Genomic DNA, 22,599 nt, shown 5'->3' on the forward strand with positions numbered 1-22,599 from the left:
AGTTCGAGTCGGAGCCGACGATGCCCGAGTTGATGTACCGCGAGGCGCTGAACCAGGCGCTCGCCGAGGAAATGGAACGCGACGCCAACGTCTATCTGATTGGCGAGGAAGTGGGCCGTTACAACGGCGCCTTCAAGGTGTCGCAGGGACTGCTGGACAAGTTCGGGAGCGCGCGCATCATCGACGCGCCCATCGCCGAGCTGGGCTTCACCGGCCTGAGCGTGGGCGCGGCCATGGTGGGCTTGCGCCCCGTGGTGGAGATGATGACCTGGAACTTCGCGATTCTCGCGATGGACCAGATCGTCAACAACGCGGCCAAGCTGCGGCACATGTCCGGTGGCCAGCTGCGCTGCCCCATCGTGTTCCGCGGTCCGGGCGGCGCTGGCGGCCGGTTGTCCAGCCAGCACAGCCAGGCGCTGGAGGCCAACTACGCGCACTTCCCGGGCCTGAAGGTGATTGCGCCCGCCACGCCCGCGGATGCCAAGGGCATGCTCAAGGCGGCCATCCGGGACGAGAACCCGGTGCTCATGTTCGAGGGCGAGCGGCTCTACGCCATCAAGGGTGAGGTGCCGGAAGGCGAGCACGTCGTGCCGCTCGGCAAGGCGGACGTGAAGCGCGAGGGCTCCGACGTCACCATCATCACCTGGAGCCGCATGTATTACTTCTGCATGCAGGCGGCCGAGGAGTTGGCGAAGGAGGGCATCAGCGCGGAGGTCCTGGACCTGCGCACGCTGCGGCCCCTGGATGAGGAGGCCATCCTGGCGAGCGTGCGCAAGACGAACCGCGCCGTCATCGTGGAGGAGGGTTGGGGGCTCGCCGGCGTGGGCGCGTCCGTGGTGGATATCATCCAGTCGAAGGCGTTCGACGACCTGGACGCGCCGGTGGAGCGCGTCACGGGCCTGGACGTCAACATGTCCTATGCAGCGAACCTGGAGAACGCGACCCAGCCGGACGCACCGAAGATCATCGCCGCGGTGAAGAAGGTGCTGTACCGCGAGGGAGCCTGAACGCGTATGGCCATTCCCATCCAGATGCCGAGCCTGTCCCCGACGATGACGGAGGGGAAGATCATCAAGTGGCTCAAGAAGCAGGGGGACAAGGTGTCCTCCGGCGAGGCCGTGGCCGAGGTGGAGACGGACAAGTCCAACCTCGAAATCGAGGCCTACGACGACGGGTACCTGCTGCAGGTGCTCGTCGGCGAGGGCGAGATGGCCAAGGTGGGCGCGCCCATCGCCTATATCGGTGCGAAGGGTGAGAAGGTGGGCGCCGGCAAGCAGGCCGCGCCCGCCGCCGCGCCTCCTGAGCAGAAGCCCCAGCCGGCGCCCGCGGCCTCCGTGCCGTCGGGCGGCGGCGACAACCGCATCGCCATCCAGATGCCGAGCCTGTCCCCGACGATGACGGAGGGGAAGATCGTCAAGTGGCTCAAGAAGCAGGGGGACAAGGTGTCCTCCGGCGAGGCCGTGGCCGAGGTGGAGACGGACAAGTCCAACCTCGAAATCGAGGCCTACGACAACGGTACCCTGGCGGAAATCGTCGTCGGAGAGAACCAGATGGCGAAGGTGGGTGCGCCCATCGCGTACCTCACCGCGAAGGGCGCCAAGGCGGCCCCGGCCGCTCCGGCGGCGAAGCCCAAGGCGCCTGCTGCTCCGGCTCCCGAGAAGCCGGCGGCGGCGAAGCCCGCGGCGGCTCCGGCCCAGGCGGGTGGTCGGCGTGTCCGCGCCAGCCCCGTGGCGAAGAAGATCGCGCGCGATAAGGGGCTGGACCTCACCCAGGTGAGTGGCTCCGGTCCGTCTGGCCGTGTGGTGAAGCGCGACATCGAGGAGGCGCTCGCGCGTGGACCGGCGGCGGCTCCTGCCGTGAAGAAGGCCCCGGCCGCGCAGCCCGCTCCGGGCGTGCGTCCCGAGCCGACCGTGCTTCCCCTCACGTCCATGCGCAAGGTCATCGCGCAGCGGATGACGGAGGTGAAGCCCGGCGTGCCTCACTTCTACCTCACCATCGAGGTGGACATGGAGGCGGCGTCGAAGGTGCGCGAAGAGGCGAAGGCGATGGACCTCAAGGTCTCCGTCAACGACCTCATCGTGAAGGCAGTGGCCATGGCGGTGCGCCGCTACCCGAAGATCAACGTCTCGCTGCAGGGCGACAAGGTCGTCCAGTTCCACAGCGTGGACGTGGGCATCGCGGTGGCGCTGGAGGAAGGCCTCATCACGCCCATCCTCCGGGATGCGGACCAGAAGGGCCTGCAGGCCATCGCGTCGGGCGTGCGTGAGCTGGCGGAGCGCGCTCGCAAGCGTGCCCTCAAGCCGGAGGAGTACACCGGCGGCTCCATCACCGTCAGCAACCTGGGCATGTACGGCATCGACCAGTTCGTCGCCGTCATCAACCCGCCGCAGGCCTCCATCCTCGCGGTGGGTGCCGTCTCCGAGAAGGCGGTGGTGCGCGATGGTCAGCTGGCGGTCCGGAAGATGATGACGGCGACGCTGTCGTGCGATCACCGCGTCATCGACGGTGCCATTGGCGCCGAGTTCCTGCGCGAGCTGCGCGGGCTGCTCGAGCACCCCACGCGGCTGCTGTTCTAGGCCGTCCGGTTGCCCCGCTCCGCGTGCCCGTCCTGGGGCGCGCGAGGGCGGGGCAGGGCCCGGATGGACCCTTGTTACTTGCGCGTCGGCTCCTTGCTGCCGTGCGCCTCCTGCTCCAGCTTGCGCTGAGTCTGCGTCACGCTTGCCTGGCGCTCGCGTGACGTTCCGGTCGGCAGCTCGTTCTCCTCATCGTCCGAGCGACCGCGGATGCCGGGCCAGGGCTCTGGGTGCGTGCCCTCTACATGTTCGATGCGCTCCGCATAGCCGTTGTCTCCGGCTGCGTTGTGCTTCGTTTCCTCGGATTTAACCTTGCTGTCCGCCATGGTGTGTCCTCCCAAGCAGGTGCCATCCGGCACACTTCGTGGCGGTAACGGTGGGACGTGTGCCGCGTGCTGACCACCCACAAGCGGGTTGCACGGCTTGTCCCCTGCCTGCTCCACGAGCACGAAAAAAGGTCGGCGTCCGTGGGCGTTCGCTGCTTAACTTGCTTCCAATGAACGACGACATGACACGCGAACGGCTTGCCCAGGGTGTGTCGGAGTTGGAGTCGCGCGTAGGCCCGCCGCTGCCGCTGGCGGAATCACTGCACAAGGCGCTCGACGGCGCCGTCTTTCCGCTGTCCGCGCGGCAGTTGACCTGGGTGGCCCGTGAAAACGAGGCCCCGGCCCTGGTGCTCTCGCTCCTGGGGTCACTTCCCCGGGCCAGCTTCGGCTCCGTGGACGCGGTGGCCCGGGCGCTGGAAGGCGACCTGGAGGCCACGGTTCCGCAACCGTTGGCTTCTTCGCGCTGACACGACCCTGGACGGAGAGGGCCTCTCCCGGAGGCGCGGCGCGTCAGGCGTTTGCCCTATCCTGGTGGTGCGCGCGGTACCCAGCAGATCGCGAAGGGGTTGAGGCGCTATCCTAGGCCTTACCAGCCTGGCCCCCTTCATGGGACGCTGGCCTGGAGGAGCGTCATGAACCCGTCTGAACTCCCCGCGGTCCTCTACGTCGACGATGACGCGCTGAACCTCCGGGTCTTCGACGCGAACTTCGGGCAGCGCTTCCGCATCTTCCGCAGCTCCTCGCCCAGCGAGGCGTTGGCGCTCCTGGAGCAGCGCAGGGGCGAGATTGGCGTCATCCTCTCCGACCAGCGGATGCCGGGCATGACGGGCGTGGAACTGCTGGAGCGGGCGCGCACGATTGCTCCGGACGCCAAGCGCATGCTCGTCACGGCCTACGCGGACATGCAGGCCGTCATCGACGCCGTCAACCGCGGCCAGGTGACGCGCTACTTCGTCAAGCCGTGGGACCGGACGGAGCTCCAGGCCGCACTTGATGACGCGCTCAAGATTGCCCGACTGGAGCTGCGCATCCGCGAGGTGGAAGGGCGCATGATGAAGTCCGAGCGTCTGGCCACCCTGGGACAGGTGACGGCGGGCATCGCGCACGAGCTGATGGGGCCGGTGGGCTACCTGTCGCAGAACGTGGCGTCGCTGCAGCGCGACCTGGGCAGCGTCATCCAGTACGTGTCGCGGCACCTGCAGACGGACTCCGACCCCGCCGTGGCGGAGACGGTGGAGGACCTGCCCGCCCTCATCAAGGACCTGGCGGAAGGCGCCGAGCACTTGCGGCAGGTGGCGCTGGGGCTGCGAGCCCAGGCCCGCGGTGAGGACCTGGAGGCCACGGCGGACGTCGCGGAAGTGGTGTCCTTCGCAGTGAAGCTGGCGCGCGCCGAGGTGCGGGAACGGGCGCGGCTGACGAGCAACGGCGAGCCCGTGCGCGTCACCTTCGGCCCGGTGAAGCTGTGCCAGGTGCTGCTCAACCTCATCGTCAACGCGGCGCAGGCCATGGGCACCACGGGGCGTCCCGGGCGCATCGAGGTCCGGTGGACAACGAGTTCCGACGACGTGGTGCTGACGGTGGCGGACAACGGCTGCGGCATTCCCATGGAGCTGCAGGAGCGCGTCTTCCAGCCCATGTTCACCACCAAGCCCGTGGGCGTGGGAACTGGACTGGGCCTGTCCATCTGCCGGGAGCTCGTCGCGCAGTTCGGCGGCAGCCTCCGGTTGTCCTCCACGCAAGGGGAGGGCACCGAAATCGAAATCACCCTCCGGCGAGCCCTGCTCCCCTGAGTCCGAAGGCGTTGCTGAGCATGCGCCACACGCGGTGCAGCGTCTGCGTCTCGGAGGCGCGGATGTCCTCCACCAGCACCGCACGGCGCAGCGGGCCCTCCGCATTCTCTGGCGCGTACTCCACCACCAGCGCGTAGCGGGGACCGGGGCGCTCTACCATGTGGACGGCCCGCACCGCGTCGAAGGGCACCACCGCCGCGCGGGTCGCGCCCGGTGACCAGGCCAGTTGCTCCAACCGCAAGGACTCGGTGCGGAAGTGCAGGACGAAGCGCCGGCGGCCCAGCCGGGACTCCAACTTGAGGGCCAGGCCCACCAGGGCCGCCGCGAGCAGGCCCAGGGCGAAGGCCGCCGTCGTGCCTTCCCGGACGCCCACCAGGACGGCGGCGCCCACCGCGCACCCCAGTCCTACGCCGACGAGCAGTCCAGGCAGGGCACGGCGCTCCCAGGGCGGCGGTAGGGATTCGCCCACCAGCCGGCCGCCGTCATAACGCAGCCGCACGTCGCCCAGCCGCCCGGGTACCCGGTTGTCCTGCAATGCGTCTTGAAAGCTCGCCACACCTTCAGCATAGCGGGCCTCAAATGCGGGCTTCGTAGTTGGAAGTGAGCTGTGCGAATCTGCGCGGCCATGGAGTTCCCGTTCGAAACCGGTGAGGGTGAAGGAGGGGAAGGGGGGACGCTCGCCTCGACGGTGCTGGTGGTGGATGACGAGCCCGTCGTGCTGGACATTTGTGCCCGCCTTCTGGAGCGAGATGCCGACCTCGTGGTGACGCTGGCCGCGAGCGCGGAGGAAGCCCTCCCGCTGCTGGCCGAGCAGCGCTTCGACGTCCTGGTGACGGACAAGAACCTGCCCGGCATGGGCGGCGTGGAGCTCATCGCCGAGGCGCGCCGTCTCCAGCCGTCCCTGGAAGCGGTGATGATTACGGGCTACGCCAGCTCCGAAAGCGTCGTCGCCGCCTTCGCCGCGGGCGCCAGTGACTACATCCTCAAGCCTTTTGACGACTTGCGGGTGCTGCGCGCCAAGGTGCGCGCCGCCCTGGAGCGCCGGACGGCGGGCCTGCTCGTGCGGGAGCAGGCCCGGGAGGTGGCCCGCGAGGCCGCGGTCCTCCTGGCCTCCGGACAGGACGCGCCGGAGCTCGCCTACGAAGCCCTGGAGGCGGAGCTGCGGGCCTACGAGGAAGCGGTGCGCCTGGGCCTCAATGGCCGCGTGGCCGTCGTGGGCAGCGCGCATACCGTCACCGTTCTTCAGGACGCTGGCTTCGAGGCGGTGGAGTTGCCGCCCTACGCCCCCGAACTGGAGCGCGTGGACGTCGTCATCGTGGAGACGGGCGACCCCCAGTGGCGCACGCTGGCCGAGCGCCTTCAGCGCAGACCGCCCGACGTGCTGCTGCTCGCCAGTCCCCAGGCGGACCTGGGTGATTTGTTGGAGGCGATTACGCTGCGCATGGACCTGGTGGGTTTCGGCACCAGCCAGGGCGCCGTCGCGCTGCCGGAGAAGGTGCGCATGTTGCTGCTGCGCCGGGGCGTGCAGCGGGCGCAAGATCGGCTCGCCGCGGCGCTCTCCGCCTTCCGGCAAAGCATCGCCGCGCCGCTTCCCTGAAGAATCCCGTTGAGACGTGAGAAGGAGCGCGCCGGCCGCGCCTCGGAAGAGGCGCCGAGCCCCCCAGGGGGCCGTCGCATGCCGCCAGTGCCTGGCCCGCAAAGCGAAACGCCCACCTTCTTTTCAGAAGGTGGGCGTCTCAGTGTGACCCTGCCGGGATTCGAACCCGAGTTTGAGCCGTGAGAGGGCTCCGTCCTAACCGCTAGACGACAGGGCCGATACTTGTTTCAACCGCCGCTAACTGCCCGCGATTTCTACCTTTTTTCGTCTGCCCTCGTCAACCCTTTTGTTTCGTCCTGCTCAGGTTGCTTCGGACCGACGAGAACTGCAACTGCGGGACTACAAGCTGGGGAACTAGGATTCGAACCTAGATAAGCAGAGTCAGAGTCTGCTGTCCTGCCGTTAGACGATTCCCCAAGGACCTGCTCGACTGCGGCGCTTCTCTACCAATACCACTTCGGGACTGCAACAACTTCGGTGCGGCGTTTACTTCTTCCTGCTCTTCGTCGTCTCCGGCTTCTTGGCGGGCTTGGCTGCCTGCTGGGTCGGGACGATGTAGATGCGAACTTCGTCGTTCGCCTCGTAAATGTTCAGCCCCGCGAAGTTCTTCCCCGAGGGGTTGCTGATGTGAACCGCCTTGACGCCCGGCTGGTTCACGATCTGCCGGCGAGGGTAACCGCTCGTCGAGTAGACCGCGCGGTAGTACTCCAGCGTGCCATCGAAATCCCTGGGCGACCGGTAGCGATTCTCACCGACCCGCTTGGACCCATCCGGCAACTGCGCGCCATTGATGACTTCGGCGCCCGCTGAAACAGCCCAGAGCGCCACCAGCGCCGCTCCGAGCGGGCGCGCCTTATAGAAACCGCGTTTCAGGCTGTCAAGGGCACGCATCATGGGTCCGAAAGATAGGGGCCTGCGCTGCTGACGTCCACCGCTACCTGCGCCTGAGCGCTCAACCGCGCGTCAGCGCCGCGTCGATGCGCAGCAGGGATTCGTCGCGGCCTACCAGCACCAGCGTCTCGCCGATGCCCGGGCTGGTGGTGTTGCCGGTGAGTGCCACGCGGATGGGCTGCGCCACCTTGCCCATGCCGACGCTGGAGGCCTCGCTCACCTGCTTCACCACGCCGTCCAGCGCCTCCACCGACCACTCCGGCAGCGCGGCGAGCGTCTCGCGCACCTTGCGCAGCAGGTTGAGGGACTCGCCGGAGAGGTGCTTGGTGGCGGCCTTCTCGTCCAGGGTGATGCCGGAGCGGAAGTAGACGTTGGCAGCGGTGGTGGCGATGTCTTCCAGGGTGTTGGAGCGCTCGCGCAGCGTGCGCACCAGCGTCTCCAGCCGCGGGTCGCCCTTCGCCTGGATGCCCTTCGCCTCCAGGAAGGGGAGCAGCCGCTCCACCACGGTCTCCACCGGCAGCTGCTTCATCCACTGCTGGTTGAGCCACAGCAGCTTCTCCGGGTTCCACACGCCGGAGGTGGTGCCCACGTCGCTGAAGTCGAACCACTCGAGCATCTGCTCGCGGCTGATGACTTCGTCGTTGCCGTGGCTCCAGCCCAGGCGGATGACGAAGTTGAGCAGCGCCTCCGGCATGACGCCGTTGCGCTTGTGCACCATCACGTCCGCTTCCGGGTGCTTGCGCTTGGACAGCTTCTCGCGGTCCGGGCCCAGGATGAGCGGCAGGTGGGCGAAGTCGGGAGGCGTCCACCCCAGCGCCTGGTACAGCATGAGCTGCGGGAAGGTGGAGTTGACGTGCTCCTGGCCGCGCGCGACCAGGGTGATGTCCATCAGGTGGTCATCAATGACACACCCGAAGTTGTACACGGGGATGCCGTCCGCCCGCATCATGACCCAGTCATCCAGGTCGCTGTGCGTCTTGGTGATGGTGCCCAGCGCCTTGTCGGTGAAGGACACGGAACCGTCACCCGCGGGCATCTTGAAGCGGATGACGGCGTCCGCGGCGTTGCGGCCGGCGGGGGGCTCGGTCCGCTCACGGCAGGTGCCCGGGTACTTGAACGCGCCGCCCGCCTTCTCCGCCACCTGCCGCTGCGCGTCGAGGTCCTCCTTCGTGCAGTAGCACCGGTAGGCCTTGCCCTCGGCGATGAGCTGGTCGGCGTGCTTGCGGTAGGTGTCCAGCCGCTGCATCTGGAAGTAGGGGGCGTAGGGGCCTTCCTTGCCGGGGCCCTCATCCCAGTCGATGCCCAGCCAATTCAGTCCGTCCAGGATGGCCTGCACCGACTCCGGGGTCGAGCGGCCCTGGTCCGTGTCCTCCATTCGAAGGACGAAGGTGCCGCCCTGGCGCCGCGCCTGGAGGAAATTCATCAGCGCCGTACGGGCACCGCCAATGTGAAGGTAGCCGGTAGGCGAGGGAGCGAAGCGGACGCGAAGGGCAGGAGGCATACGGGCGCGCGGATTAGCAGGGCGAGGATGGAGGGTCAACGCGGAGGGGCATTCCTGGAGTAAGTTGGATGGCCAGGGAGAACTCGTATGTCGATTCGTCAGGTAGTTCGCACGTTGCTCCTGGCTGTCCTCCTGGTGGGCGTGCCCGCGACCGCCACCACCCAGCTCCGCGTGGACCTGTCCGGGCTCGCGGTAGGCGCGGACACCGTGGTCCACGGTGTCGTCCGGCGCGTGGAGAGCCGCTGGAGCGGCGACAAGATGCGCATTCTCACCGACGTCGAAATCCAGGTGACGGAGTCGCTCAAGGGCCAGCCTGGGAGCACGGTGCTCGTCACCCAGCCCGGGGGCCGCATGGGGGACATTGGCCAGGTGGTGCACGGCCTGGCGTCCTTCACGCCGGGCGAGGAGGTGGTGGTCTTCCTGCAGAAGCGCGGCCCCCGTGCCTTCCGCGTCTCCGACATGGCGCAGGGGAAGTTCCAGGTGAAGCGTGAGGGAAAGACGGCGCTGGCCGTCCCGGAGCCCACCGAGTCGCAGCTGTTGGACCCCGTCACCCGAAAGCCGGCCGCGTCCGCGCTCCAGTCCATGACGCTGGTGGAGCTGAAGGCCGCCATCCGTGAAGCCCTTGGGGAGCAGACGCCGTGATGCCGCTCGCGCCCCTGATGCTGGCCCTGACCCTGGGCCAGGTGGACCCCTACGTCCGCAGCCGTGTCGATGCGGGTGACACGGGCACGCAGTGCCTCTTCTGGACGTCCAATCGCGTCGTCTGGAACCAGAGCACCTACGGCAACCCGGACACGGCGGGTGACTCCGAGTTCGACGCGATTCGCGCCTCCTTCCAGAGCTGGCAGAACATTTTCGCCGAGTGCGGCAACCTCACGTTGGTGGAAGGCCCGCGCGTGGACGAACGCCAGGTGGGCTACCGGCGCCAGGGAGACAATACCAACCTGGTGCTGTTCCGGACCCGGGACTGCAACTCCGTGGCGCCCGCGAGCGATGCGTGTTGGGACGACGACACGTGTGCCAACACGCATGACTGCTGGGATGACGACGACAACACCATCGCCATCACCCTCACCACGTACGACGAGCGCTCGGGCATCATCTACGACTCGGACATCTCCTTCAACGCGGCGCGCTTCTCCTTCACGACGGCGAACGGCGGCACGTGCTTCCCGCCGGTGACGACCCACTGCGTGGCCACCGACGTGCAGAACACCGCCACGCACGAGGTCGGCCACCTCATCGGTCTGGACCACACGCGCGCCACCGGCTCCACCATGAACCCCAGCGCGCCTCCGGGAGAGGTGTCCAAGCGCGTGGTGGACTCGGGCTCGCGCGGCTTCGTCTGTGACGCCTACCCCCAGGGGCAGGCCAGCCAGTCGTGCCTCCACCCGGTGACGTCCATCGACCTGGGGCCCAAGGCTGGAGGCTGCTCCGTGGCGGGGCCGGGTGGGGCGCTGTCGCTGGTTGCTGTCTGGTCGCTGTGGCTGGCGCGCCGCCGCCGTCGCGAGGAGGCGGTCCAGTGAGGAAGGCGCTGGCGCTCGCGGCCGCGTGCCTGGCGACCTCTGCTCACGCGCAGATGGAAGAGGAGCCGTCCTACCGTCGTACCGTGGTGCCCAGGCACCCGCTGTGCCTGGTGTGGCCGGTGCGTGAGTATGTCTACCACCTGGATGCGGCGGGCAGCGCGCGCACGCCGGGAGACTCCGAGGTGGCGGCCATCGAGGCGTCCTTCGACTCGTGGCGGAACATCTCCAACGGGTGCAGCGACTACCGGTTCACCCGGGGCGAGGACTGGCGAGCGCCCATCGCCGTGGGCTACGACGAGACGCGTCCCCGGGACAACTACAACATCATCACGTTCCGGGAGACGTCGTGCCGCGAGGTTGCCCCGGCGGATGATGCGTGCTGGACCGAAGAGACGTGCGGCAACATCTACCAGTGCTGGGAGCATCCGCCTGGGACCATCGGCCTCACCACGTCCACGTTCTCCTATCGGGACGGGCGGGTGTTGGACTCGGACATCGAGCTGAACGCGTCCCAGCCGGCACGGGGCTACGGCTTCCTCTTCACCACGGTGGACTCACCGGTGTGTGAAGGCGAGCCCTCGGTGGACTGTGTGGCCACGGACATCCAGAACACCATGACGCACGAGATTGGCCACGTGGTGGGGCTGGACCATGTCTTCGTCCCGGGCGCCACCATGGAGGCCACCGCGCCGCCGGGGGAAACGCGCAAGCGTGTCATCGACTCGGGGTCGGCCGCCGGGTTCTGTGACATCTACCCGCGTCACCTGCCGCCCACCCAGTGCTTCGTGCGGGAGGGGGCGGGGTTTGCGTTGAAGGCGGACGGCCGGGGCAGCGGCTGCGCGGCGGCGCCGGGGCCGGTGGCGCTGGGGCTGGCCGCGCTCGTCCTGACGCGTGTGCGGCGGCGTGCGGTTCGCGCTGCGGCGTCCCTCCGGCGGGATTAGAGGTCCTGGCGTGGCCGTCGCATTCTTTGACCTGGACAAGACGCTCATCGCCGCCAACTCGGGCTCGCTGTGGATTCGCCGCGAGCTCGAGCTGGGGCACATCTCCCGCTTCCAGGCGCTGCGCGCCAGCCTCTGGATTGCGCGCTACCACCTGGGCTTCGTGTCCATGCAGGACGCCGTCGCGCGCGCGATTGCCCAGCTCGCCGGTACGCCCGCGAAGCCGCTCCAGGAGCGCACCGTCGTATTCTACGAGGAGCAGGTGCGGCCGCTCTATCGGCCCGGGGCCTGGGCCGTGCTGGACGCGCACCGGCGCGCCGGGGAGCGGCTCGTCCTGTTGACGTCGTCCACGGGCTACCTGTCAGAGCTGGTGGCGCGGGAGCTGGGGCTGGACGCGGTGCTGTGCAACCGCTTCGAGGTCGATGGCGCGGGTCTCCACACCGGACGCGCCCTGGGCACCATCTGCTTTGGCGAGGGCAAGCGCGTCTGTGCCGAGGCCTATGTGCGCGAGGCGGGCGTGGAACTGTCGGCATGCGCCTTCTACACCGATTCGTATTCGGACCTGTCGGTGATGGAGGTGGTGGGGCGGCCCGTGGCCGTCCACCCGGACCACCGGCTGCGGCGCCATGCCCGGAAGCGGGGCTGGCCGGTGGTGGACTGGGGTGTGCCGCCCGGCGGCGATGTGCCGGCCGTTCCTCCCGCGCCTCCCGTGGTGCCCTCCACCGGACCCTGATGTGCGCCGGGTCCGGCGGGGGCGGTCAGCGATGCATCCTCAGCGGCGCGGTGCCACCAGGCGCATGCTGAAGGTGTAGTCCACGTTCACCGGGTAGCCCTTGTAGACGATGGGCTTGTAGGTCCGGGACGTGAGGGCATCGAGCACCGCGCGCTCCATGTGGGCCACGGACTTGATGGTCCGGCACTTCTCCACGCGGCCCTGCTGGGTGATGGTGCAGCGGACAATCATCACGCCGCTCGACTTCGCGGCCATCGCTTCGCGCGTGTAGATGATGTCCTTGCCCTGGTCGACCATCTCCGGGCGAGGCATGTCCTCGTTGTAGGGGAGCACGTCGCCACGCGCGGAGGCCACCGCCGCGGTGGGAAGGACCGGCAGCGCGAGCCCGGTCGCCGAGCCCTTGGCCGGAGCCGCGTCGGTTGCCACGGCCGTGGCGCCACCGACGGCCGCCGCGACAGGGAGCTCCGTGGCGGGCGAGGCCGTGGGGGCGAGCATCACCGGCGCGGACATGCCGCCCGGAGTGGCCACCGGCTCGACTTCCTCCGCCGTCTCATCCGCGCTCACGGAGGCCACCTCGACGTGCCGGCTGCCGCCCGCGCCGCCCCGGCGCTTCTGCAGCTTCTGCGACAGCACCACCTCGCCGGTACCGCCCGTGACGACGGTCTCCATCTGGTAGCCCTCCATCGCGAAGGTCAGCTCCACCGTGACGGAGCCATCCTGTCCCGACGGAATCTCCAGGGTGAAGGGCGTGACGCCTCGCTCCTTGCCCCGGTAGAAGACGCGGGCGCCGGAGGGCTGGCTCATCAACTTGAAGCGGACCTTGCCCGCGTTCGCGGCGGCAGCGGGTTCGGCGGCCGGCTCCGCGGCGGGTGCGGCGGCGACAGGCGCCGGGGCCTCCGCCTGGGGCGCGGGGGCCGGTGGTGCCGCATCCTTGTTCGACATGAAGAACACCGCGCCGCCCGCGATGAGGCCCGCCACCACGAGGCCTCCCAGGCCACCCGTGAGCAGCGTGCGCTGCCGGGCGCGCTTGACGTCCCGGGGCACCTCCACGCTGATGTCCACCGCCAGCGTGTCACCGGATTCGGTGTTGTTGCCCACGTTGGAGAACAGCGCGGGGGACGGGTAGGGGCCCGTCGTCGTCGCGCCGCCGGGCCGCTTGAAGATGCCGCTGTTGCCGCCCGCGGACATGCTCGCTTCGCGCAGGCCCTCCAGCAGCTCGTCCATTGTCTGGTAGCGCCGCGCCGGGTCCTTCTCCAGGCAGCGGCGGACCACCGCCTCGATTTCCGGCGGGATGTGGAGGTCCGGCCGCACCTGCTGGAAGGTGGGTGGGGCTTCCTTGTAGTGGGCGAAGATGAGCTCGATGTGGTCGCGCGCGATGAACGGCGGACGCCCCATCAGCATCTGGAAGAGCACGATGCCCAGCGAGTACACGTCGCTGCGCGCGTCGGTGGCGTTGCGCGCCTGCTCGGGCGCCATGTACTGCGGCGAGCCCAGGAACGTGCCGTTCTGGGTGATTTCAGGAGAGATCTGCCCCTCCTGGGGCGCCGCCACCGACTTCACCAGGCCGAAGTCCAGCACCTTGACCAGGTCCTGATCCTGCTCGTTGAGGAGCATGATGTTGGCCGGCTTCAGGTCGCGGTGGATGATGCCCTGGCTGTGCGCCTCGCGCAGCGAGCGGCAGATCTGCTGGGTGATGGCGATGGCGCGAGACCACGCCAGCGGGCCGACCTGCCCCAGCACCTGGGCCAGCGTCCGGCCGTCCAGGTACTCCATGGCGATGTAGAAGATGCCGTCGTCCGTCTGCCCGTAGTCGATGACGGTGACGGTGTTGGGGTGGCGCAGCTTGGACGTCAGCGACGCCTCGCGCAGGAAGCGCTTCTGGAAGCCAGGGTCCCGGCTGCTGGGGAAGCTGGGGTTGAGCACCTTGAGCGCCACCACGCGCTCGAGCGGCGCCTGCAGGGCCCGGTAGACCTTGCCCATCCCCCCGATGCCCAACGGTTCCAGGATGCTGAAGCGGCCGTTCAGATTCCGCCCGATGAGAGGATCCGCGCCCGTTCCAGTGGGTGCCTCGGGATTCGGCGAGTCGCCCTTGATCATTCGTAGCCCCAGACTGCAAGCAACATCGGTTCTCCAGAAGTGTCGCCGCACTTCATCAAACCATACCTGCCGAGCGCTTCGCACCAACGGGCTGTCCGATCCAGCACGTCTGATGCCTTCCGTTGCCGCCATCACTCGTCAACCGTGTGAGAGTGAATGCCGGTTAGCCCGCATTGACGCTTCTTTGTCGGACAGACTAGCGTGCTCCAATCCCGCGCTTCAGTGACAGGCGGGAGTTCCCCTGATGGCAGACACACCAGACAATTCCGTGGTCGCGCAGTCGCGCCGTCTCTCTGTCGAGGAGCGGCTGAGCCAGCTCGAGGAGGAGCAGGCCCGGCTGCGCCAGGAGCTGGCGTCGCTGGCGGGCGAGCTGCGCCTTCCGGGCATGTACCTGGCGGTGGACGCGGCGGGGACCAGCGCGCTGATGGACGCGGAGACGGTGCAGGAGGTGGTGCGGCTGGTGGAGCTGGAGCCGCTGCCCGGGGCGCCCGCGCACGTGGCGGGGACCTTCGTCTACCGGGGCAGCCCGGCCGTCGTCGTGGACCTGGCGGCGCTCCTGGGGGTGAAGCGAGAGGCCTCCCTGGATGCGCACCTGGTCGTCTGCGGCGGCGGTGCGCGGACGGTGGCCGTGCTGGTGGACCGCGTGCGCGACCTGGTGGAGTCTCCGGTGCTGGTGGACGGGACGCCGGATGGGACGTCGCCGCTGCCGTGGGATGCCAGCGGGCTGATGGCGGGTCTGTGCCGGACGCCCGAAGGCGTGCGCCCGTTGCTTCGGACGTCCGCGGTGCTCGTGGGGTCGGAGGCGCCGTGAGCGAGGACGTGCTCGACGACGCGACGCTGGCCCGGGTCGAGGACGTCCTCCAGTCGGCCTGTGGGGTGACGTTGGCGCGCAGCCTGCGCCGCTCGCTGGAGACGGCGCTGGGCCGGGCCGCGCGTTCGCGAGGCCTGGAGCCCGACGCCTTCCTGCGCAAGCTGCTGGTGCGCGAGGCCGCGGCGGTGGAGTGCTTCATCGAGCACGCCGTCATTGGCGAGACGTACTTCTTCCGTCACCCGGAGCACCTGCGCACCCTGGCGCGCCTGGCGCAGACGCACCCGGCCCCGTGCTTCCAGGTGTGGAGCGCGGGCTGCGCCAGCGGCGAGGAGCCCTACAGCATCGCCATGGCCTTGATGGCGGAGGGTTTGCCCGAAGGCCGCTTCCGCGTACTGGCGACGGACGTGTCGGGCCGGGCACTCCAGCGCGCGCGGGATGGCGTGTACGGCCCGTGGTCCCTGCGCCGCATCGAGCCGGAGCAGGAGAAGCGCTTCCTGGTCGCCAACGGCGACGACTACTCCGTCATCCCCCAGGTCCAGCGCGCCGTGGAGTTCCGGCGCCACAACCTGGCCGTGGACCCGCCGCCCTTCATGGGCCTGGGCGCCATCTTCTGCCGAAACGTGCTCATCTACTTCCCGACGGAGCTCGCGCGGGAGGTGCTGAAGCGCTTCATCTCCGCACTGGCCCCCGGCGGGCTGCTCTTCGTCTCTCCGGCGGAGGTGCCGCTCACCAACGGCCTGGGTCTGGAGACGGTGGACGCCGAGGGCAGCGTGGCACTTCGTGTGCCCGTGCCGGGCGCGGTGACGCCGGAGGCGCGGCTTCCTCGACTGAGGACGGGCCGCAATCAGGTGGCCTCGCCGGTGCCTCCAGCCGGGTGGCCTCAGGCGCTGGACGATTCAAGGGCGCGCCGCGCGCGCGGGGTGGAGGGGCGTCCATCTCTGAGCGAGCCCGGGACGTCGCGCCCTGCGTGGGCCGCGTCAACGCCAGACGCCGCCACTCCGGCCGCGCCGCGGTCCGTGGCCGTGGATGCGCTCGCTGCCGAGGAGGTTCCTCCCCTGGAGCGCGCCATCATCGCGGCGCGCGCGGGACACTTCGAGGAGGCGGAGGCGCTGGCGCGCGAGGCCGCGAAGGCGCTCGTTCCCGAGGCGTACCTGCTGCTCTCCATGGTGGCCGAGGTTCGGGGCGACCTGAACGGGGCGGTGGAGGCGGTTCGCAAGGCGCTGTACCTGGAGCCCCGGTTGGCGCTGGGGCACGCCACGCTGGTTGCCCTCTATGGGCGCATGGAGCGGCCCGAGGACGCGGAGCGTGCGCGGCAGAACGCCCTGCGCGCGCTGGACGGATTGGATGATGAACACCCGCTGCGTGGGGTGGAGACGATGACGGCCGGCGGCCTGAGGCAGGCCCTGGCGCCAGTCGAGCAGGCTGGCTGGCTTGGAGTGCGCTGAGAGGCGCGCGCTCCGCACGAGGTGGGAGGCAACGTGGACGTCAAAGGGACGCACCTGACACCGCCGGGCCGCGCGCCGGGGAGCAGGCTCAGTCTGCGGATGAAAATCCTCGCGCTCACCGGGGCGACGGGGGGGCTGGTGGCCGTCATCCTCATCACCACGACGTGGATGCAGATGGGCGACGCGCTTCGCAACGACCTGTCCCGCCGCGCCAGCTCGGTGAGCGTGGAACTGGCGAAGACGCTGACGCCCATGCTGAGCGCGAATCGCGACCCGGAGCGGCTGCAGGAGTTGGTGCAGGGCGCGCTGAGCCTGGGGCCCGAGGTCGCCTATGTCCGCGTCCATGACGCGGACGGCGTCCTCCTGGGCGAGGCCGCCGCGGAACGCTACGCCGGCGAGGCGCAGGCTCCGGCCTCCGTCGAAGGCGATGCCTCGGTGCTCCGCCGCAGGTCCGTGAAGGGCACGGGCGTGGTGGAGACGACGGCGCCCGTGCCCGGGGCTGGCTCCGCCGGGCACCTGGGCACCCTCCAGCTGGCGCTCCACGAGGAGGGGCTGAGCCAGACGCTGCGGGAGGCCACGCGCTTCACGGCCATCATCAGCCTGCTCGTGCTGGTGGTCTGCATGGTGGCGGCATGGCTGGTGTCCGGGATGCTCGTGGTGCCGCTGGAGCGGCTGGCGCGCGCGGCGGCGGGCATCGCGGCGGGGGACCTGCGCCAGCAGGTGGACCTCCAGGGCTCGGACGAGATTGGCGACGTGGCGCGCAGCTTCGCGGTGATGACGGACGCGCTCTCCCACCTGCTGCAGGACCTGCGCAGCGCGGCGGCGGAGATGGAGCGCGAGGCGGCGGGCGTGCTGGCCACCTCCACGCAGCAGTCGGCCATGGCCCACCAGCAGGCCTCCGCCATCAATGAGACGAGCACCACGGTGGCGGAGATTGCCCAGACGTCCAAGCAGGCCACGGCCTACGCGGATTCGGTCATCTCCCAGACGCAGAAGTCCGAAGCCCTCAGCGCGGAGGGGCAGCAGGTCGTCAGCGAGAGCGTCTCCGGCATGGAAAAGCTGGGCGAGCAGGTGAAGGCCATTGCCCTGTCCATCACCGACCTCAGCGAGCGCACGATGCAGATTGGCGACATCATCGGCACGGTGAAGGACGTGGCCGAGCAGTCCAACCTGCTGGCGCTCAATGCCTCCATTGAAGCGGCCAAGGCCGGGGAGCATGGCCGGGGCTTCGCGGTGGTGGCCACGGAGATGCGCACGCTGGCGGAGCAGTCCCGCATCGCCGCGGAGCAGGTGCGCGGCCTGCTCAACGAAGTGCAGAAGGGGACGAGGCAGGCCGTCAGCGCCACGGAGGAAGGCAGCCGCCGGGCGCAGGCGGCCATGGAACTGGCTCGCGAAGCGGGGACGACCATCCTGGGCCTGTCGGAGGTCATCCGCGAGTCGTCGGGCGCGGCGCGGCAGATTGCCGGCAACACGCGTCAGCAGACCATTGGCGTGGAGCAGATTTCCACGGCGATGAGCGAGCTGACATCCGCCATGGGAGACTCGGTGGAGAGCACCCGGCGCATCGAACAGGTGTCAGGCAATCTGACCAATCTCTCGAAACGGTTCTCGGACCTGGTGGGTAGGTACCAGTTATGAACGCAAAGGTGCTCATCGTCGAAGACACGAAGACCATCACCAACCTTCTTCAGGTGTACCTGATGGGGTGGGGGCTGGAGTTCTTCGACGCTCCGAATGGCGCGATTGGACTGACCAAGGCGCGGGAGCTCAAGCCGGACCTCATCATCTCCGATGTGCAGATGCCGGAGATGGACGGCTTCGCGCTGTGCGCGGCGATCCGTGCGGACCGGCAACTTCACGACACCCCTTTCATGATGCTCACGTCGCTGAAGGACGACGCGAGCCGGCAGAAGGGCAAGCTGGTGGGTGCCAGCGCCTTCCTCAACAAGCCGGTGTCCGTGGACGACCTTCGTTCGAAGGTGCGCGACATCCTGAAGCTCCCCGCGACCCGGTACTGAGCGCATGTCGAAGGACGACGCCAAGATTGATTACGCCGGGCTGCGACGCCAGCTCACCGAGGCGCACTCGCTGCTGGATGGCAAGCAGGGTGTGAGCCCCGAGAAGCGTCGCGAGGTGCTCAGCGCCCGTGCCCGGGCCCTGGCCGAATCCCGCCACGAGGAGCGCCAGGAGGTGCTCTCCGTGCTGGCCTTCCAGGTGGGCGGCGAACGCTATGCGGTGCGAATCGAGCACGTGGACCACGTAATTGAAGCGCGCGGCATCGCCTCGCTGCCCGGTGCTCCCCGGCACGTGCTGGGGGCGCTGGTGAGCCGCTCGCGCGTGGTGCCGGTGTTGGACCTGCGCCAGCTCCTGGGGCTGGAGGGTGGCGGCATGTCGGACCTCAGCAAGGTGGTGGTGGTCGAGGCGGATGACAGTGAAGAGGGGTTCGGGCTGGCGGCGGAGTCCGTCGAAGGACGCAAGGAATTGCCGAAGGTGGAGCTGTCTCAGCCTCCGCCCGGGCCCTTCTTGTTCCTCACGCCGGACCGGCTGACGGTGTTGGACCTGGAGCAGCTCGGGGGCCCGTCCGCCACGCGGCCCGAAGGGGAGTAGGCACGCGCCATGGATCCTCAGCTCTTGCGCAGCATCTGGCCGGTGTTCTCCGCGGAGACGCGCGAGCAGATTCAAGCCATCGGGTCGAAGGTGTTGGGGCTGGAGGGCCCGGCGCAGGGGCGTGAGCCGGACCTGCTCCCGTCGCTCAAGCGGCTGGTCCACAGCCTCAAGGGCTCCGCGGCCAGCCTGGGCCTGGACGACATCGAGCAGGTGGTGCACGCCATCGAGGACGGGCTGGCCACCTTCAATCAGGAGGAGCGGCTGCCCCGCGACACGGTGGAGGCCATGCTGCGCGGCCTCTCCGCCATCGAAGGCGCCATGGCCCGTGGCGACGCCGGACAGTCGCCCGTGGTGGAAGGACTGTCTTCGCTGCTGGCCGCCCTGGGCCACGAGTCCGCGGAGGCTGTTCCCCAGACGGCGGCCTCGGGCGCGGCCGCGCAGGGGCTGGAGGTGCTGGACCTCCTCGAAGCGGGGTTGAGCGCGCTGTGCTCGCCGGATGTGCCGGACCGGGCGGCGGTGGTGCGCACGGCGGTGGAGCGGGCCCGCACGTTGAAGGCGTCCGCCGAGTCCGCCGGGGCGCAGACGGTGGCCACGCTGGCGGAAGCCGCGGCGCTGGGTTTCACGCGCATGGAGCCGGGCGGTGACTCCGCGGGGCTGGCCGCATCGGACGTGGCTGGCACGCTGGTGGATCTGCGCACGGCGTTGGAGGCCGCGGGTGGAGCAGGGGCGGTGGCTCGCGCCGTCCATTCGCTGCGCGTGTCGCCGTCTCCCGCGCCCGTGGAAGGCGCGGCGGCGCAGGGCCCCACGGGGGCTGTGGCCACGACGGAGTCCCGCGGACCGGCGGACCAGACGGTCCGCGTGTCGGTGAAGACGCTGGAGTCCATCGCGCTCCAGGTGGAGCTGCTCCTGGCCGGACGCGCGCAGCAGACGCGGCGTGGCGCGGCGCACCGCGTGTTGATGGACGGCATGCGCGAGGTGCTGATGCACCTGGAGCGCGCGTCGTCGCAGCTCGCGATGGCGGGCGGCGGTCCCGCGCTGGAGCCGCTCCGCGCGGGCGTGACGCAGATGCGCGGACTGCAGAAGCAGCTCCTGGAGCTGACGAAGGAATCGCACCGCGACGGTGAGCAGCTCACGCTGGTGGCCCAGGTGGCGCGCGATGATTTGCGCGACCTGCGCATGGTGCCGGCCTCGCAGGTGCTGGAGCCGCTGCGGCGCACCGTGCGAGAGACGTCCGCGCGGCTGGACAAGCAGGTGACGCTGGAGCTGTCGGGCGGCGAGGTCCGGTTGGACCGGCGCATCCTCGACGCGCTGAAGGACCCGCTGCTGCACCTGGTGCGCAACGCCATCGACCACGGCTTGGAGTCCACCGAGGAGCGGCGGGCCGCGGGCAAGCCCGAAGCGGGGCGCCTGACGGTGCGGGTGGAGCCCCGGGGCTCGCGCATCGCGGTGGTGGTGGAGGATGACGGCTCCGGCTTGTCGCCCAGCCGGGTGCGCGCCACGGCGGTGCGGCGGGGGCTGCTGCCGGCCGATGAGGCGGAGAAGCTGTCGGACGCGCAGGCGGCGCGGCTCATCTTCCAGCCAGGCTTCTCCACGCGGGAGCAGGTGACGGCGACGTCCGGACGGGGCGTGGGCCTGGACGTGGTGCAGGCGACGGCGCAGCGCCTCCAGGGCTCGGTGGACGTGGCCTTCACGGCGGGCCGGGGCACGCGCTTCACCGTGGACCTGCCGCTGACGCTGGCCGCGGCGTTGGGGTTGCTCGTGCGCACGGGCACCACGGTGTCCGCCATTCCCTCTGACAGCGTGAATCGCATCCTCCGGCTGAACCCGGACGACGTGGGCACCGTCGCGGGCCGCGTGGTGGCGCGGCTGGATGGGGAGCAGCTCACGTTCCTGCCGCTGGCGGAGGCCATTGGCCTGCCCCGGCTGCCGCTGGCGCTGGACTCCGGGAAGGTGCAGGCCGCCGCGCTGCTGACGGTGGGCGAGGACAAGGTGCTGTACGCCATCGACGAGGTGGTGGGGCAGCAGGAGATTGTCGTCCGCTCACTGGGGCGCCACCTCAAGGGCGTGCGGCACCTGGCGGGCGCGGCGGTGCTGGACGACGGCCGCGTGGTGCCGGTGCTCAACGCGGCGGAGTTGGTGCGCGCGGCGCGGCCGGAGACGCGCTCGGTGGCTCGCGAGACGGCGCGGCCTCGCATCCTCGTGTGTGACGACGCGCTCACCACGCGCTTCGCCATGAAGTCGCTGCTGGAGATTGCCGGCTACCCGGTGGTGACCGCGGCGGACGGTGAAGAGGCGTGGGGCATCCTGGAGCGCACGCCCTGCCAGCTGGTGGTCAGCGACTGGCAGATGCCCCGGCTGGACGGCGTGGGGCTGGCGCGGCGAATCAAGTCGCACCCGCAACTGCACCGCACGCCCATCATCCTGGTGACGTCGCTCGACAGTCCCGAGGACCGCGCCGCCGGTCTGGAGGCGGGCGCGGACGGGTACCTCGTCAAGCGCGAGGTGGAGCGAGGCCGCCTGCTGGAGCTGGTGCGCCAGCTGCTGCCCGTGTCCTGACGGTGCCGCGCCTCACGCGTCGCGAGGCGCCACGGGCACGGTGTCATCCACCGGCAGGTGGACCACCCAGCCGTTGCCGGTCTCCTCCGGCAACGAGAGGCCACCGCGCAGCCGCTGCGTCAGGTGCCGCAGCAGCGTGACAGTCTTCTCCGGCAGCGGCTTGTCGCCGCGGATGTTGACGCGCAGCTGCCACACGCCCGCGTCCCCCGCGGATTCCACGCGCACCGCCGTGGGCGCGCCCGACGCCGCCACCGCGCGGGCCAGCGCGCGCACCAGCAGCTCCACGTCATCGCGGGGGCCCGGAATGGCCACGGGCCGGTCCGGGAGCGTCATCGTCGTGTCCACGACGCGCTGGCCGCGCGCGGCGGGGATGAAGGCCGTGCGCAGCATGGGGCGCAGGTCCTCCACGCCCTCGTCCTGCACCTTCGCCAGCCGGCGCTCGATGATGGCGCTCTGGTCGTCCGCCGAGCGGCGCAGCCGCTCCAGGTAGCGCTGGATGGGGGCCGTCAGCCCGCCCGCCGTTCCCTTCAGCATCATGTCCACGTATCCCTTGATGACCATCAATGGTGTCCTGAGGTCGTGTGACGCCCGGGAGCGCCGGTGCTCCTGGTTCACCACCCGCCGTTCCAATCGCCGCTGCGCCTTCAGCAGATGCACGTGCCGCGCCGCCGCGTCCGACTCCCGGGCATGCGCCGCGAGCAGCACGGCGCCGAACGCCGACATTCGCGCGAGCACCCGCGCATCCCGGCCGGTGGGCCGTTCGGGCCACACCACCAGGGCCGGCCGACGACGCGTCCTTCCCCGGGCGCGCGTGGCCGTGACGACCCCTGTCGCCGCGACACAGACGCGTCCGTCATAGAAAGCCGCTCCGGAAGCGCCCGTCATCCGCTGGGCCTCGCGTACCAGGGACTCCAATCCCGCACGAGCACCACAGCGGAAGGCGCGCTCGGCAACCTCCGCGAGCGCCTGTTCCACCCCTGCATCGGATGCGTTGCCGATGCGCCACCCCGTCCAAGCACCTGCCAGCACGCGGAAAGGTATGGGCACGCCACGCACGCGCCGCAACACTGCCCAGGGAGGGCGCGGGACGCCCACGAATCGGAAATCCTTTTCCCTTCAGGGCGTGTGAGCCCCCACTTTTTACCGTCAGGGGGGACGGAGGCGCCGCGCAACCCCGCTCAACTCCTAAGAAACAGCCCCTGGCCAGG

Annotated in this window: 21 protein-coding genes and 2 tRNA genes; 15 read left to right on the top strand and 8 right to left on the bottom strand. The window is 69.7% G+C overall.

From position 1 onward, the window contains the following. Positions 1 to 20: 20 nt before the first annotated feature. The gene (locus F8M74_RS17045; RefSeq protein WP_140861997.1) at positions 21 to 1,007 is read left to right on the top strand and encodes a pyruvate dehydrogenase complex E1 component subunit beta; all 987 of its coding nucleotides are present in this window, start codon (positions 21 to 23) and stop codon (positions 1,005 to 1,007) included. A 6-nt stretch (positions 1,008 to 1,013) separates the two neighbouring features. Continuing rightward, a complete protein-coding gene (locus F8M74_RS17050) occupies positions 1,014 to 2,576 on the top strand; it encodes a pyruvate dehydrogenase complex dihydrolipoamide acetyltransferase (protein ID WP_141253875.1) in 1,563 nt (520 codons plus the stop codon). 74 nt (positions 2,577 to 2,650) lie between these two features. Here the strand turns inward: F8M74_RS17050 and F8M74_RS17055 are convergent, their stop codons facing one another. After that, positions 2,651 to 2,899, bottom strand: coding sequence for a hypothetical protein (locus F8M74_RS17055; RefSeq protein ID WP_141253876.1), 249 nt, complete (start codon positions 2,897 to 2,899; stop codon positions 2,651 to 2,653). Between the two features lie 182 nt (positions 2,900 to 3,081). Here F8M74_RS17055 and F8M74_RS17060 point away from each other — a divergent pair, with 182 nt between their 5' ends. Next, the gene (locus F8M74_RS17060) at positions 3,082 to 3,366 is read left to right on the top strand and encodes a DUF2795 domain-containing protein (RefSeq protein ID WP_141253893.1); all 285 of its coding nucleotides are present in this window, start codon (positions 3,082 to 3,084) and stop codon (positions 3,364 to 3,366) included. 165 nt (positions 3,367 to 3,531) lie between these two features. Next, positions 3,532 to 4,689: a sensor histidine kinase gene (locus F8M74_RS17065; protein ID WP_141253877.1), complete on the top strand. Its 1,158-nt coding sequence runs from the start codon at positions 3,532 to 3,534 to the stop codon at positions 4,687 to 4,689. Here the strand turns inward: F8M74_RS17065 and F8M74_RS17070 are convergent. After that, positions 4,661 to 5,245, bottom strand: coding sequence for a hypothetical protein (locus tag F8M74_RS17070; RefSeq protein WP_141253878.1), 585 nt, complete (start codon positions 5,243 to 5,245; stop codon positions 4,661 to 4,663). The genes F8M74_RS17065 and F8M74_RS17070 overlap by 29 nt on opposite strands. Before the next feature lie 51 nt (positions 5,246 to 5,296). On the opposite strand from F8M74_RS17070, the gene F8M74_RS17075 reads away from it, so the two are divergent. Continuing rightward, a complete protein-coding gene (locus F8M74_RS17075; RefSeq protein ID WP_141253879.1) occupies positions 5,297 to 6,286 on the top strand; it encodes a response regulator in 990 nt (329 codons plus the stop codon). 145 nt (positions 6,287 to 6,431) lie between these two features. Here the strand turns inward: F8M74_RS17075 and F8M74_RS17080 are convergent. The 4 genes from F8M74_RS17080 to gltX all read right to left on the bottom strand — a co-directional run bounded on the left by F8M74_RS17080 (position 6,432) and on the right by gltX (position 8,678). Then, positions 6,432 to 6,503 (bottom strand) — tRNA-Glu (locus tag F8M74_RS17080). 129 nt (positions 6,504 to 6,632) lie between these two features. After that, positions 6,633 to 6,703: transfer RNA gene (locus F8M74_RS17085), tRNA-Gln, on the bottom strand. A 69-nt stretch (positions 6,704 to 6,772) separates the two neighbouring features. After that, positions 6,773 to 7,180 carry a hypothetical protein gene (locus tag F8M74_RS17090; RefSeq protein ID WP_011552742.1) on the bottom strand — a complete coding sequence of 136 codons (408 nt, stop codon included), beginning with the start codon at positions 7,178 to 7,180 and terminating at the stop codon, positions 6,773 to 6,775. 58 nt (positions 7,181 to 7,238) lie between these two features. Beyond that, a complete protein-coding gene (gene gltX / locus F8M74_RS17095) occupies positions 7,239 to 8,678 on the bottom strand; it encodes a glutamate--tRNA ligase (protein ID WP_140854004.1) in 1,440 nt (479 codons plus the stop codon). Positions 8,679 to 8,765: 87 nt separating this feature from the next. On the opposite strand from gltX, the gene F8M74_RS17100 reads away from it, so the two are divergent. Genes F8M74_RS17100 through F8M74_RS17115 form a run of 4 tightly spaced genes read left to right on the top strand, consistent with a single transcriptional unit; the run spans position 8,766 to position 11,875 of the window. Continuing rightward, a complete protein-coding gene (locus F8M74_RS17100; RefSeq protein ID WP_011552744.1) occupies positions 8,766 to 9,320 on the top strand; it encodes a hypothetical protein in 555 nt (184 codons plus the stop codon). Next, entirely contained in the window at positions 9,317 to 10,204 is an 888-nt protein-coding gene (locus F8M74_RS17105; RefSeq protein WP_141253880.1) for a myxosortase-dependent metalloprotease, MXAN_2677/MXAN_2678 family, read from the top strand. The genes F8M74_RS17100 and F8M74_RS17105 overlap by 4 nt, the downstream gene beginning before the upstream one ends. After that, positions 10,162 to 11,145 (top strand): myxosortase-dependent metalloprotease, MXAN_2677/MXAN_2678 family, encoded by a 984-nt coding sequence (locus tag F8M74_RS17110; RefSeq protein ID WP_141253881.1) that lies wholly within the window; start codon positions 10,162 to 10,164, stop codon positions 11,143 to 11,145. The genes F8M74_RS17105 and F8M74_RS17110 overlap by 43 nt, the downstream gene beginning before the upstream one ends. A 10-nt stretch (positions 11,146 to 11,155) precedes the next feature. After that, complete coding sequence (locus tag F8M74_RS17115; RefSeq protein WP_141253882.1) at positions 11,156 to 11,875, top strand: HAD family phosphatase; 720 nt, start codon at positions 11,156 to 11,158, stop codon at positions 11,873 to 11,875. A 39-nt stretch (positions 11,876 to 11,914) separates the two neighbouring features. Here F8M74_RS17115 and F8M74_RS17120 read toward each other — a convergent pair whose 3' ends face one another. Next, on the bottom strand, positions 11,915 to 13,972 hold the full coding sequence (locus tag F8M74_RS17120) for a TonB family protein (RefSeq protein ID WP_141253883.1): 2,058 nt from the start codon (positions 13,970 to 13,972) through the stop codon (positions 11,915 to 11,917). Between the two features lie 244 nt (positions 13,973 to 14,216). On the opposite strand from F8M74_RS17120, the gene F8M74_RS17125 reads away from it, so the two are divergent. From F8M74_RS17125 to F8M74_RS17150, 6 genes are read left to right on the top strand one after another with little or no spacing between them, the layout of a single operon-like run. Continuing rightward, positions 14,217 to 14,783 (top strand): chemotaxis protein CheW, encoded by a 567-nt coding sequence (locus F8M74_RS17125; protein ID WP_141253884.1) that lies wholly within the window; start codon positions 14,217 to 14,219, stop codon positions 14,781 to 14,783. Further along, the gene (locus F8M74_RS17130) at positions 14,780 to 16,228 is read left to right on the top strand and encodes a protein-glutamate O-methyltransferase CheR (protein ID WP_141253885.1); all 1,449 of its coding nucleotides are present in this window, start codon (positions 14,780 to 14,782) and stop codon (positions 16,226 to 16,228) included. Before F8M74_RS17125 ends, F8M74_RS17130 begins: the two co-directional genes overlap by 4 nt. 21 nt (positions 16,229 to 16,249) lie before the next feature. After that, on the top strand, positions 16,250 to 17,866 hold the full coding sequence (locus F8M74_RS17135) for a methyl-accepting chemotaxis protein (protein ID WP_141253886.1): 1,617 nt from the start codon (positions 16,250 to 16,252) through the stop codon (positions 17,864 to 17,866). Beyond that, on the top strand, positions 17,863 to 18,246 hold the full coding sequence (locus tag F8M74_RS17140; protein ID WP_011552752.1) for a PleD family two-component system response regulator: 384 nt from the start codon (positions 17,863 to 17,865) through the stop codon (positions 18,244 to 18,246). The genes F8M74_RS17135 and F8M74_RS17140 overlap by 4 nt, the downstream gene beginning before the upstream one ends. Positions 18,247 to 18,250: 4 nt before the next feature. Beyond that, a complete protein-coding gene (locus tag F8M74_RS17145; protein WP_141253887.1) occupies positions 18,251 to 18,835 on the top strand; it encodes a chemotaxis protein CheW in 585 nt (194 codons plus the stop codon). A 9-nt stretch (positions 18,836 to 18,844) separates the two neighbouring features. Next, positions 18,845 to 21,391 carry a response regulator gene (locus tag F8M74_RS17150; RefSeq protein WP_141253888.1) on the top strand — a complete coding sequence of 849 codons (2,547 nt, stop codon included), beginning with the start codon at positions 18,845 to 18,847 and terminating at the stop codon, positions 21,389 to 21,391. 12 nt (positions 21,392 to 21,403) lie between these two features. Here F8M74_RS17150 and F8M74_RS17155 read toward each other — a convergent pair whose 3' ends face one another. Next, on the bottom strand, positions 21,404 to 22,438 hold the full coding sequence (locus F8M74_RS17155; RefSeq protein WP_228559814.1) for a HAMP domain-containing sensor histidine kinase: 1,035 nt from the start codon (positions 22,436 to 22,438) through the stop codon (positions 21,404 to 21,406). Positions 22,439 to 22,599: the final 161 nt, after the last annotated feature.

The sequence above is a fragment of the Myxococcus sp. CA023 genome (assembly GCF_010998615.1).
Taxonomy (GTDB): Bacteria; Myxococcota; Myxococcia; order Myxococcales; family Myxococcaceae; genus Myxococcus.

Excerpts from the sequence above, each read along its gene's own strand:
- F8M74_RS17045 (WP_140861997.1), top strand. The coding sequence starts at position 21 with ATGCCCGAGTTGATGTACCGCGAGGCGCTGAACCAGGCGCTCGCCGAG.
- F8M74_RS17050 (WP_141253875.1), top strand. The coding sequence starts at position 1,014 with ATGGCCATTCCCATCCAGATGCCGAGCCTGTCCCCGACGATGACGGAG.
- F8M74_RS17055 (WP_141253876.1), bottom strand. The coding sequence starts at position 2,899 with ATGGCGGACAGCAAGGTTAAATCCGAGGAAACGAAGCACAACGCAGCC.
- F8M74_RS17060 (WP_141253893.1), top strand. The coding sequence starts at position 3,082 with ATGACACGCGAACGGCTTGCCCAGGGTGTGTCGGAGTTGGAGTCGCGC.
- F8M74_RS17065 (WP_141253877.1), top strand. The coding sequence starts at position 3,532 with ATGAACCCGTCTGAACTCCCCGCGGTCCTCTACGTCGACGATGACGCG.
- F8M74_RS17090 (WP_011552742.1), bottom strand. The coding sequence starts at position 7,180 with ATGATGCGTGCCCTTGACAGCCTGAAACGCGGTTTCTATAAGGCGCGC.
- gltX (WP_140854004.1), bottom strand. The coding sequence starts at position 8,678 with ATGCCTCCTGCCCTTCGCGTCCGCTTCGCTCCCTCGCCTACCGGCTAC.
- F8M74_RS17100 (WP_011552744.1), top strand. The coding sequence starts at position 8,766 with ATGTCGATTCGTCAGGTAGTTCGCACGTTGCTCCTGGCTGTCCTCCTG.
- F8M74_RS17120 (WP_141253883.1), bottom strand. The coding sequence starts at position 13,972 with ATGATCAAGGGCGACTCGCCGAATCCCGAGGCACCCACTGGAACGGGC.
- F8M74_RS17125 (WP_141253884.1), top strand. The coding sequence starts at position 14,217 with ATGGCAGACACACCAGACAATTCCGTGGTCGCGCAGTCGCGCCGTCTC.
- F8M74_RS17140 (WP_011552752.1), top strand. The coding sequence starts at position 17,863 with ATGAACGCAAAGGTGCTCATCGTCGAAGACACGAAGACCATCACCAAC.
- F8M74_RS17145 (WP_141253887.1), top strand. The coding sequence starts at position 18,251 with ATGTCGAAGGACGACGCCAAGATTGATTACGCCGGGCTGCGACGCCAG.
- F8M74_RS17150 (WP_141253888.1), top strand. The coding sequence starts at position 18,845 with ATGGATCCTCAGCTCTTGCGCAGCATCTGGCCGGTGTTCTCCGCGGAG.